We start from the raw sequence: 11,165 nt of genomic DNA, 5'->3' as shown, positions 1-11,165 counted from the left end.
CGAGCTACGGCGAGACCACGCCGCAGCGCGAAGCGCGGAGGCGGGCAGGTTCGAGTCCTGCCCTTCGACAAGCTCAGGGCACCCCGAGCCTGTCGAGGGGTGCAGGGCGCGCCATTCGACTCGCCTGCCTCGACCGACGCGAAGCGGTGCTCGCTCATGGCGAGCCACCACATCGACACTTACACCGCTCAGTTACCGACTGATCTCGCTGTAACCGTGATCCAGAGCGTCGCAGCGGTCACGCGCAGAATACGGTCTCATTCTGCGAGGCGAGCCCCGTTGCCCACCCTCGATCACCGGGCGTTGCCCTCTTCTTGCCCTTTGCCCGCCACGGCCTGGACCCAAGCTCGTCGCTCTTCGCCGTTGGTTTCCAGGGCAAAGGCGAGCGCTCGCCTCCTTTGTTCCCAAGGGGCGGGTCGTTGCGTGAAGGGCGAGATCGCCCGTGCGCCTCGCTAAAGCCTCAGCGCTTCGATGAGCGCAGCCAGTGCGGCCGGCTGCTGGCGTCGACTGGGGTAGTAGAGGAAGAACCCCGCGAACGGCGGGCACCAGTCCTCCAGCACACGGATGAGTGCGCCGCTCGCGAGCTGCGGGGTCAGGTACTCTTCGAGCGAAAACGCCAGGCCGATCCCATCCACCGCCGCACGGATCGTCATGTCCATGTCGTCGATGATCAGTGGACCGTTCACGCCGACGACCAGCGATTGGTCGCCCTTGTCGAACTCCCACCGATACACCCCGGCTGATCCCATGCGGATGTTGATGCAGCGATGCCCCCGGGAGATCGCGTGGCGATGTCGGTTTGGGGTGCGACTGGAAATAGCGGGGCGAGCCGACAATCGCCGCGCGCTGGTCGCGAGACACCCTGACCGCGATCATGTCGCGTTCGATGAACTCGCCGAGATGAATGCCCGCGTCGAACCGACCGGCAACGAGGTCCAAGGGGCTATCGTCCGTGGTGATGTGGAGCACGACATCGGGATAGCCACGGGCGAACTCCTCGAGCTTGGGGCCGAGGAGCATCTTCGCCGCGAGGCGTGGCGCGACGAGGCGAACGGTCCCGGCCGGTCGGGCGCGCAGCCCGGCGATGTGCTCCAACACCGCGCCAACGTCCGCGAGCGCCGGGCTCAGGTGTGAGATGAGCTGTTCGCCGGCATCTGTCGGCGCCACGCTCCGCGTCGTCCTCGCGAGCAGCCGGACGCCGATCCGTTCTTCGAGCCCGCGCACGGCGTGACTCAACGCGGATCTCGAGAGGCCGAGTCGCTTCGCTGCCCGTGTGAAGCTCCGTTCCTCGGCTACGGCGAGGAATGCCGCCAACACGTTGAGGTCGTCGAGGTGCATTGGTGAATTGTACTCACAGGCCAGTGCCGATTTGACGGACTACTCAGAATCGCCGCCGGGCGCTATCCTGGTTTCGGAGGGCAGAGATGCAGAAACGCACACTGGGTAAGAGCGGACTGGAAGTCTCGGCGCTCGGCTTCGGCTGCATGGGCATTAGCTTCGGCTACGGTCCGGCGACCAGCCGGGAAGACGGCATCGGCATCATCCGCGCCGCGTTCGACGGCGGCGTCACGTTCTTCGACACGGCCGAAGCGTACGGGCCGTTCACAAACGAGGAGGTCGTCGGCGAAGCGCTCGGCCCGGTTCGCGACCAGGTGGTGATTGCGACCAAGTTCGGTTTCAAGTTCGAGGGTGGCAAGTCCGCGGGGCTCGACAGCCGGCCGGTGCACATTCGAGAGGTTGCGGAAGCCTCCCTGAAGCGACTCAAGACCGACCGGATCGACCTCCTGTACCAACACCGGGTGGATCCGGACGTCCCGATCGAGGACGTTGCGGGTACAGTGAAAGACCTCATTCGCGAAGGCAAGGTCAGGCACTTCGGCCTGTCGGAAGCAGGCGTGGCGACGATTCGACGTGCCCATGCCGTCCAGCCGGTGGCAGCGCTTCAAAGCGAGTACTCGCTGTGGTGGCGCGAGCCGGAAACGGAAGCCCTGCCGACGCTCGAGGAACTGGGTATCGGGTTCGTACCCTTCAGTCCGCTCGGCAAGGGGTTCCTCACAGGCACGATCGACGAGAAGACCACCTTTGACAGCACCGACTTCCGGAACGTCGTGCCGCGCTTCACGGCCGAGAATCGCAAAGCGAACCTGGCGTTTGTCGACTGGCTGACGAAGTTCGCCGAACGGAAGAAGGCCACACCGGCGCAGATCGCGCTGGCGTGGCTGCTGGCACAGAAGCCCTGGATCGCGCCGATTCCGGGGACGACGAAGCGACATCGCCTCGAGGAGAACCTCGGAGCGGCCACGACGCCGTTGAGCGTCGATGACCTCGGTGAGATCAACCGCGCAGCGTCGCAGATCGAGGTCCAAGGGGCGCGGTACCCCGAGCACCTCCAGAAGATGGTGGGGCGCTGAGCCATCCTGACGGCAAACACGACGGAAGGCACAACCCGCGCATGATCAACGTTCTGATTCTCGGCGCAAACGGGGGCATCGCACGCGTCGCCACGGAGCTGTTCCTGGCGAAGACCGACGCCCGGTTGACGCTGTACCAGCGCCGCGCGCGCCGAATCACACCGGAGCGCGCCTCTCGCATTCGTGTAGTGGAGGCGGACGTCCTTGAAGCGGCGAAACTGCAGAGTGCGATGGCCGGCCAGGACGTCGTGTACGCGAACCTGGCGGGCGACCTCGAGCCGATGGCCAGGGGCGTCGTCGAGGCCATGCACGAGACCGGCGTACGTCGCCTCATCTGGATCAGCTCCATGGGGATCTACGACGAGGTTCCCGGCCAGCGGTACCGGAGCGTCCTCGATCCGTATCGCGACTCGGCGCGCGTCATCGAGGCCTCCGACCTCGAATACACGATCCTTCGTCCCGCGTGGTTCACCGATGCCGACGAGATCGACTACGAGACCACGCAGAAAGGCGAGCCGTTCAAGGGCGGGATCGTGTCCCGGAAGAGCGTCGCCGCGCTCGTGGTCAACCTGGCTGCGTCGCCCGGGCTGGAGGTGCGTCACAGCTTGGGCGTGAGCAAGCCGGAATGACCGCCACGTCGCCCCAGCCCATCGTCCGGCCAGCGACCAGCCGGGATGTCGAGGGCCTCGGCCGGCTCGGCACACTGCTCGTCCATCCGAGCGCGCCGGCCGCCAGCAGCATCAGCATCCAGGACCGCACCCGGCCGACCAGGCGGTCCTGCAGAGAGACAACACGGGCGGTCCGGCCCGGCGTCCAGGTGGGATACTGCCGATCGAGGCCTGCAGCCATACGGCCCATCTGATCACCAGCCTGCGCCAGCGTCACGCCTGGCTTCAGGCGCCCGATCGCGGTGTAGGCGAAACTCTGACCGCTGTCCCGCGAACATTCCGCCTCGTCGAACGCCAGCGGTACGTAGAGGTCGGTGGGGCGACTGCCGGCAACGGAATAGGTGAAGCCCGGCGGCATCACGCCGACGATCTGCCACCGCTGTTCGTCGAGGTCCACCGTCCGGCCCACCACGTCAGGCGCGCCACCGAACTGCCGCTGCCAGAACGCGTGGCCGAGAACCACGACGTGATGGCGGCCGCGGATCTCGTCGTCCGCCCTGATCACGCGGCCCAACAGCGGGGCGGCGCGCAGGACCTGGAAGAACTCCCACGTGACCGATTGCGCCCGCGCCGCGGACGGTTCGCCGGACGGCGTGCGGGATCTGAACGCCGTGTTTCCAACCGCGGCCAGCCCCTCGAACGAGCTCTGGTGATGCCGCCAGTCGAGATAGGTGGGTGCCGAGGTGAGCCCGCCGCCGAGAGTCTCGACTCGCTTCGGATCGTGCTCGACCACCGCCAGGATGCGATTGGAGTCGTCGAACGGCAGGCTGCGGAGCACGACCGCATCGACCACCGAGAAGATGGCCGTGGCGGCGCCAATCGCGAGAGCCAGCACGCCGAGAGCGACGGCTGCACACCCGGGCTGCGCGCGCAGCACCCGGAGGGCCAGCAGGAGGTCCGTGCCGAGGCCTGCCGAGAACGATCGCCAGCCGTGCGACCGCTCGCCGATGGTCTCGAGGCAACCGTGCGCTCGCGCCAGGCCCGGGAGGGCGGCGGCGCGGGTCGCGTCCTGCTGCGCGGCCGCGAACGCCGTCCAGTCACCGACCTGCGCCAGCGCGAATGCGTTGGCCTCGTCCTCCGTCATCCCCCGCCGCCGACGGTCCTCGCACGCATCGTGCAGCTGATTCGCCAACTCGCGGACTACGCGGTCGCGGAACGCCCCTCAATCGCCCGGGCAGGGGAAGGTGACCTCGAATGAAGGCATCCCAGTCACGCATGGCCGCCTCCCATGATTTGCTCCACCGCCGCAATGTAGGCCTTCCAGGTGTCTTGTTGCGCCGCCAGCATCTTCCGGCCCGCGGCCGTGAGCCGGTAGAAGCAGCGGGCACGCGTGCCGGGCTCCTCGACCCAGCGACCCTTGACGTAGCCCCGGCCCTCCAGGCGCAGGAGCGCCGGGTAGACGGACGCGAGCGCGAAGTGCAGCTGGCCGCCCGACCGCGACTCGATCAGCTTCGCGATTTCGTATCCGTGGCGCGGGCGCGCCTCGAGCAGGGACAGGATGAGCATCTCCATCCCCCCCTTCTTCAACTCGGCACTGAACGTCGTCATCGTCATGCAGTCTGGCTATATATAGTCACGCTGACTATATGAGCGGCGCCTGGGACTGTCAAGCCAGGCCGCGAGCGCGGCGGGAGGCGGGCGGGTAGACACGGCTCGAGTGGATCTCGAAGCTCGACGTCGGTCAGAATGGCAGAAACCCGGACAGGGAGAGCACCATGCCAACCGATTTCGAGCTCGACGCCGCGCGTCTGATCATGACGGAGCGATGGGCGGCCATTGCGACGATGGACCGGGGCGTGCCGCTCGCCACGATGGTCGCGTACGCGCCGGAGCGGGCGCTGGGCGGACTCCTGATCTTCGTGAGTGAATTGTCGCAGCACACGAGGAACCTGCTGCAGGACCCGCGGGTCTCGCTCGTCGTGAGCGAGGCCGACACCGGGGAGGGCGACCCGCAGTTGCTGGCTCGCGTTACGCTGACCGGCGAGGTCCGCCACGTGCGGCCGGGAAGCCAGGAGTACGCGGCAGCGAAGTCTGCCTACCTGGCGCGGTTCCCTGGCGCCGAGCCCAGGTTCGACCTCGCCGATTTCCACTTGCTTCGGCTCGTTCCGTCGGACATTCGCTACGTCGGCGGCTTCGCGCGGGCGTTCTCGATCTCGGCGGAGGACCTGACCACGGCGGCCGCTGCCGTGGCGGAGGCGGACGTCAAGCGCCCTCCGACGCCACCTCGAACGCGCGCGCGCTGACGCCCGCCGCGGCGTCACGACCTCCGAGGCGCGCGCACAAGGAGAGCCTGCTCAACCGGGGGATCACGAACGGCGTCGATGTCGAGTGTGCGCGCAAGCGCCGGAGGCCGGCTCCGCGTAGCCGGAACGACCGACGGAACCTTCTATCCCTTCAGACCGTCCATAGGGCGAAGAAGGTCGTCCATCTCCAACACGGCGCGAAGACGATTCGATGTTCGTGCTTCCTTGTCCGACTTCATCTGGATCGTCATCGCGGTCCTCCTCGCCGCCGTTCCGAAGGCGGATCCAGGCGGTCTGGGACCACGGAACTTCCACTCGTCTCCTATCGTAATCAGATATGACCTCTGATATCGTATTCCGATAAGAGGAGTCTCATGACCTTGCCTCGGAACGAAATGCTGCGCGGCACGCTCGACCTGCTGATCCTCAAGGCGCTCTCCCTGGAGCCGCTGCACGGCGTCGGCATCGCGCGCCGCATCGAACAGATCACGAGGGCGGCCTTCAGCGTCAGCTTCGGGTCGCTGTTTCCGTCGCTGCACCGCATGGAAGAGCGGAACTGGCTGAGCGCCGAATGGCGCGCCTCCGAGAACGGCCGGCGCGCCAAGTACTACCGGCTGACGGCTCGGGGGCGCCAGCGTCTCGAGGCGGAAGCCGAGGACTGGCACCGGATGGCCAGGGTGATGAAGGACGCGCTGGAATCGGCGTGAGCCGCCGCGCCAGCCGACGACGCTAGCTGTGTCCGTTGCGCGCCGTAGCCGCACCGTGCAGTCGGTTGCCCGAAAGGATCCGCCATGCTCCGTCGTGTCGCACGTCTCTGTCGGAACCTGGTTGACCGCGATGCGGTGGAGCGAGCCTTGGACGAGGAGGTGGCCGCCACCCTCGATCTGCTGAGCGAGCAGCACCGCGAAGCCGGCCTCGCGCCAGGCGAGGCGCGCCGACGGGCGGTCCTGGAGTTGGGCGGCGTCGAGCAGGTGAAGGGGCGCGTGCGCGACGTCCGGAGCGGCCGCCTGCTCGAGGATGTCATGCACGATGTCCGCTATGGGACCCGCCTGCTACGCCGAGCCCCTGGCTTCGCTGTCGTGGTAGCGCTGACGCTCGCCGTCGGCATCGGCGCCACGACGACCGTCTTCAGTTGGGCCCGGACCACGCTGCTCGAACCGATGCCAGGCGTCGCACGCCAGAACGAGATCCTCCTCATCGCGGAGCGCGACCGAACCGGGCACCTTGGGACGAACTCCTACCCGGACTACCTCGCCTACCGCGAAACGACCCACGCGTTCTCAGATGTTGCCGCCTCGGGGTTCCTCCGGGTCATCCTCTCGGACGGCCAGAGCCCCGAGCGGGTGTTCGGTGCGATCGTCTCCGGAAACTACTTCTCGTTCCTCGGCGTGCATCCTGCACTCGGCCGCAGCTTCCTGCCCGAGGAGACCGCCGCCTTCGGCACTGGCGCGGTGGTCGTCCTCAGCGACGGTCTCTGGCGGCGGCGATTCAACGCCGACCCCGCCGTGCTCGGCCGCAGCGTCACGCTCGACGGCCATCCATGCCGCGTCATCGGCGTCGCGCCGCCGGGATTCGTCGGTGACTTTCCGGGTGTCGCCTTCAGCTTCTGGGTGCCGATCACGATGCAGCCGCAACTGCTGCCGGACGTCGAGCGGCAGTCCCGATCGGACCATTGGCTGTCCCTGCGAGGACGTCTGCGGCCCGGCGTCACCCTCGAGCAGGCGCAGGCCGAGTTCCTCGAGATCGGTCGGCGGATTGAGCGCGAGGATCCGGCGGGCAACGAGGGACGCCGGCCCGTGCTCTTCTCCCTGTGGCAGTCGCCCATGGGCTCCGCACCCGTCCTTCGTCCGGTACTGGCCGTGCTCGCCGCGGTTGTCGGCCTCGTGCTCCTGCTCGCCTGTGCGAACGTCGCGAACCTGCTCATGGTGCGCGGTCTCGGCCGCGCGCACGAGATCTCTCTTCGCTTGTCGCTGGGGGCGAGCCGCGGCCGTCTCGTTCGGCAGTTTGCCACCGAGAGCCTGCTGCTCGGCTTGATGGGCGGCGCAGGGGGGCTCGCGCTCGCGCGGGCGATGGTCGGCACTCTCTCCGGCTTCATCCCGCCGATGGGGTTGCCGATCCACGTCCCCGTTGGCCTCGACTGGTCCGCGCTCGCCTTCGCGGGGGCGATCACCCTCGTCACGGTGCTCGCCATTGGCATCGTTCCCGCGCTCACCGGTGTGCGCACCGACCTGGCTGGACGGCTGAACGCGGGCGGGTTTCGTACAACGGCGGCCGCCGGACGTGCCCCGCTTCGTCAAGGACTCGTCGTCGCGCAGGTCGCGCTGTCGATGATGTTGTTGGCCGGCGCCGCGCTCTTCCTCAGAAGCGTCCTCAACGCCGATTCCCTGCGGCCGGGGTTCGATGGCCGCCCAGTGCTGGTTGCGTCGCTGAACCTGCCGAAGAGCTACAACCAGGTCTCGGGTCCCGCACTCTACCAGCACCTCCTCGAGCGCGTGCGGTCGTTGCCCGCCGTTCGCGCGGCCAGCCTCGCCCACGCCGTCGCCCTCAGCCCGTTCGGCGGGGGCGGAACAACGCTGACAGTCGACGGCTACCAGCCGCCAACCAAAGACGCCTACGGCGCCTGGTTCAACATCGTGTCGCCAGACTACTTTCGAACCCTCTCGATGACGCTCCTAGAGGGGCGAGACTTGGCCGAACGCGACACGGCCGACGCTCCACTGGTGGCGATCGTCAACCAGGCGATGGCGGAGCGGTACTGGAATGGGCGCAGCGCCATCGGGGGCAACTTCACTCCCTCCAACCGGCGCCGTGTCCTGGTGGTGGGCATCGTGAAGAACAGCAAGAACTTCTCGATCAACGAAGACACCGAGCCGTACTTCTACCTGTCGTACCGGCAGCACTTCGAGGCCGAGATGCACCTGCACGTCCAGGCAACAAACGGCGATCCCGTGGCGCTGGCCCCGCTGGTCCGGTCGGCCATGGCCGCCGTCGACCCCGAGCTTGCCGTCTCGGAGACCGCACCGATGGCCGACTTCCTGCGCTTCGCCTTCTTTGCGCAGCGAGTCGGCAGCACGCTGCTCTGCCTGTTCGGCGTGATGGCTCTTCTGTTGGCCGGCATGGGCCTCTACGGCGTCGTCTCGCACAATGCGTCCCGCCGCAAGCGCGAGATGGGTGTGCGCTTTGCCTTCGGCGCGACCGCAGCAGACGTCCGCCGCCTCATCATCGTGCAGGGCCTCCGACTTCTGGTGGTGGGTCTGCCAGTCGGCGTGCTCGGCTCCATCGGGCTGGGGATGGCGGCGCGCAGTCAGCTCTACGGCGTGTCGCCCACCGATCCGATCAGCCTCGGTGCGGCCGGCCTCGCCCTCGCCGCGGTGCTCGTGGTCGCCGCCGGGATCCCGGCCTGGAGGGCCGCGCAGGTGGATCCGGTCACGATTTTGCGTCAGGAGTGACCCAGGCCGTCCTGAGCCGCGCGCCAGGGAGGCTCGGCATCTTGCTCGTAGCTGGCCACCAGGCGACGGCGCTTCTCTTCATCGACGTCTCCGCGGCGCTCGGTATTCTGTTCGCCCGCGTGACCGCCGCGCAGGTCACCTCCAACGGCGAGGTCGTCGATCTCGGCACCATCGTGCTCGACGATACCGCGGTCCAGGTCGCGAGCGTCTATCCGGCCGACGGCGCGACCGACGTGCTGCCCACGCGGTCGATTCGCCTCACGTTCAGCGATCCGATCCTCTCCACGACGGGCATCACCCTCTGGAACGGCGCGCAGCAGCACGTGGTGGCGTGGGCGCCCGCGGCGGACGGTCTCTCGGCCACGAGCATCGGCACGCTGCCCGAAGGCGCCGACCTGACCGTTCTCGTCACGACGGCGCTCACCGACGTCTTCCTGCGGCATCCGTCGCAGAGCTTCAGCAGCCACTTCCGCACGGCGGATCTGTCGCCGCCGCACGTGACGGCCATCAGTCCGACGAACTACCAGACGCAGGTGCCGGTCACCACGCCGATCGTGATCACTTTCAACGAGGTGATTGGCGACGCGACCAACTGCTATATTCTGAACGTCCTGCGGCCTTCTGGCCGGTTGCCAGGAAGTTGCAGGAGCCCTCATTTCGACTGACAAGTGACTGACACTCCGCGGCGGCTCGAGGGGGCCCCGGGACCCGTTCTGCGTCCTGGCGTGCCTCGCGTCCGGCTTGCCCGCCTCCGCGCGCGCCCTCGCTCGGTGGGCGTTACGATCCGGTCGCCGTGTCCGCCACGACTCAGGTCGGGACGCCGATCGTCGCGGACGCCTATCCTTGCAAATAGCGCATCGACGTTCCATACTTGCAACCATGATTGATCGCCGTCTGCGTCCCGTCCTTGAACACCGCCTGACCGAAGAGGCCGCTGTCGTCCTGCTGGGGCCGCGCCAGTCGGGCAAGACGACTCTGGCCCTGGAACTGGCCGCACGGACGGGCGTGCTGTACCTCGATCTGGAATCCGAGCAGGATAGGGCCAAGCTTGCCGAGCCCGAACTCTACCTGGCGGACCATCTCGACCGCCTCGTCATCCTCGACGAGATTCACAGAGCGCCGGGCCTGTTCCCGGTCCTGCGGGGCCTGATCGACCGGTCGCGCCGGTCGCGCCGCCGTGCCGGGCTCTACCTGCTCCTCGGGTCGGCTTCCCTCGACCTGATGCGCCAGTCGGGCGAGACGCTGGCCGGCCGCGTGAGCTACCTCGAACTGCAGCCGTTCGACGCGCTGGAAGTCGGGCCCACACCAGCCGACCGCGACCGGCTGTGGCTGCGCGGGGGATTCCCGGAGAGCTTCCTGGCATCCAGCCACGAGCGCAGCCTGCGCTGGCGACACGACTTCATCCGGTCCTACCTCGAACGCGACATCCCGCAATTGGGACCGCGCATTGCCGCCGACCGTCTCCGCACATTCTGGACGATGCTGGCGCATAACCAGGGAGGGGTGCTGAACGTCGCGCAGTTGGCCCGCAACCTGGGTGTCGATGCGAAGACCGCGGGCAGCTACATCGACCTCCTCGTGGACCTGCTGCTCGTCCGCCGGCTCCCGCCGTGGCACGCCAACGTCGGCAAGCGGCTCGTGAAGTCGCCCAAGGTGTACGTCCGCGACAGCGGCCTCGTCCACGCGCTGCTCGGCATCGGCGACAAGGACACCCTCGTGTCGCACCCCGTGCTGGGGGCGAGCTGGGAAGGGTTCGCGATCGAGCAGGCGCTGGCCGCGGCCCCCGAAGGCACGACCGCGCACTTCTACCGCACGAGCGCCGGCGCCGAGGTCGATCTGCTGCTGCACCTGCCCGGCGGCGAGTCGTGGGCGATCGAGATCAAACGCAGCCTCTCGCCCCGTCCCGAGAAGGGGTTCCACCACGCCTGCGCGGACCTCTCGCCCGCGCGCCGCTTCATCGTCTACCCGGGTGACGAGCGGTACCCGCTGAACGTGGAAGTGGAGGCGATGCCGCTGCTCGCGCTCGCGCGCCTGCTGGAGGAGACGGGCCGATGATCGCTGGCCACAAGCCCATTCCGTGATGAAGCACTCCGGCGTGAATTCCACCTCCATCTCGATGCGCTCCGCGGCCTGACAGATGGGCCGACAGCCGCTGCGTTGCAGCCAGAGGGTCGCACAGGTGCGGAGACCTCGGTGGCGCGATTTTCCTCGGACGACCCATCACGAAACCGCAGCCGATCCGTCGGCCGTGAGTGCAATCTGGATTCTCATCGCGACAGGTCGATGAACATCTGAGCCCATCCATTGAAGCCTGCCGCAAACACTCCGGACACACGGCCGAGATCTCCCGCAGCGGGCTGCGAAATCCATGTTTCCAGAAGACCATCTACCGGA

General features: G+C 67.7%; 11 protein-coding genes. 8 read left to right on the top strand and 3 right to left on the bottom strand.

The annotated features are described in order from the left end of the window. Window positions 1-452: 452 nt before the first annotated feature. The gene (locus VGK32_00140; protein HEY3380139.1) at window positions 453-836 is read right to left on the bottom strand and encodes a LysR substrate-binding domain-containing protein; all 384 of its coding nucleotides are present in this window, start codon (window positions 834-836) and stop codon (window positions 453-455) included. Between VGK32_00140 and VGK32_00135 the strand changes: the two genes are divergently transcribed. From VGK32_00135 to VGK32_00125, 3 genes are all read left to right on the top strand, one after another. Further along, window positions 805-1,134 (top strand): hypothetical protein, encoded by a 330-nt coding sequence (locus VGK32_00135; protein ID HEY3380138.1) that lies wholly within the window; start codon window positions 805-807, stop codon window positions 1,132-1,134. The two genes, VGK32_00140 and VGK32_00135, sit on opposite strands and share 32 nt — an antisense overlap. Before the next feature lie 290 nt (window positions 1,135-1,424). After that, window positions 1,425-2,411, top strand: coding sequence for an aldo/keto reductase (locus VGK32_00130; protein HEY3380137.1), 987 nt, complete (start codon window positions 1,425-1,427; stop codon window positions 2,409-2,411). Window positions 2,412-2,452: 41 nt separating this feature from the next. After that, window positions 2,453-3,040 (top strand): NAD(P)H-binding protein, encoded by a 588-nt coding sequence (locus tag VGK32_00125; protein ID HEY3380136.1) that lies wholly within the window; start codon window positions 2,453-2,455, stop codon window positions 3,038-3,040. On the opposite strand, the gene VGK32_00120 is transcribed toward VGK32_00125, so the two are convergent. After that, window positions 2,976-4,163 (bottom strand): ABC transporter permease, encoded by a 1,188-nt coding sequence (locus VGK32_00120; protein HEY3380135.1) that lies wholly within the window; start codon window positions 4,161-4,163, stop codon window positions 2,976-2,978. The genes VGK32_00125 and VGK32_00120 overlap by 65 nt on opposite strands. A 125-nt stretch (window positions 4,164-4,288) precedes the next feature. Continuing rightward, on the bottom strand, window positions 4,289-4,633 hold the full coding sequence (locus tag VGK32_00115) for a PadR family transcriptional regulator (protein HEY3380134.1): 345 nt from the start codon (window positions 4,631-4,633) through the stop codon (window positions 4,289-4,291). 161 nt (window positions 4,634-4,794) lie between these two features. Between VGK32_00115 and VGK32_00110 the strand changes: the two genes are divergently transcribed. From VGK32_00110 to VGK32_00090, 5 genes are all read left to right on the top strand, one after another. Beyond that, on the top strand, window positions 4,795-5,322 hold the full coding sequence (locus VGK32_00110) for a pyridoxamine 5'-phosphate oxidase family protein (GenBank protein HEY3380133.1): 528 nt from the start codon (window positions 4,795-4,797) through the stop codon (window positions 5,320-5,322). A 374-nt stretch (window positions 5,323-5,696) separates the two neighbouring features. Beyond that, a complete protein-coding gene (locus tag VGK32_00105; GenBank protein ID HEY3380132.1) occupies window positions 5,697-6,029 on the top strand; it encodes a PadR family transcriptional regulator in 333 nt (110 codons plus the stop codon). A gap of 84 nt (window positions 6,030-6,113) precedes the next feature. After that, window positions 6,114-8,771 carry an ABC transporter permease gene (locus VGK32_00100; GenBank protein ID HEY3380131.1) on the top strand — a complete coding sequence of 886 codons (2,658 nt, stop codon included), beginning with the start codon at window positions 6,114-6,116 and terminating at the stop codon, window positions 8,769-8,771. Window positions 8,772-8,812: 41 nt separating this feature from the next. Then, window positions 8,813-9,436, top strand: a complete 624-nt coding sequence (locus tag VGK32_00095) for an Ig-like domain-containing protein (GenBank protein ID HEY3380130.1) — start codon at window positions 8,813-8,815, stop codon at window positions 9,434-9,436. Window positions 9,437-9,650: 214 nt separating this feature from the next. Continuing rightward, window positions 9,651-10,826 carry an ATP-binding protein gene (locus VGK32_00090; protein ID HEY3380129.1) on the top strand — a complete coding sequence of 392 codons (1,176 nt, stop codon included), beginning with the start codon at window positions 9,651-9,653 and terminating at the stop codon, window positions 10,824-10,826. Window positions 10,827-11,165: the final 339 nt, after the last annotated feature.

The sequence above is a fragment of the Vicinamibacterales bacterium genome (genome assembly GCA_036504215.1).
Classification (GTDB): Bacteria; Acidobacteriota; Vicinamibacteria; order Vicinamibacterales; family Fen-181; genus FEN-299.
This window is presented reverse-complemented; position numbering and strand designations above follow the sequence as displayed.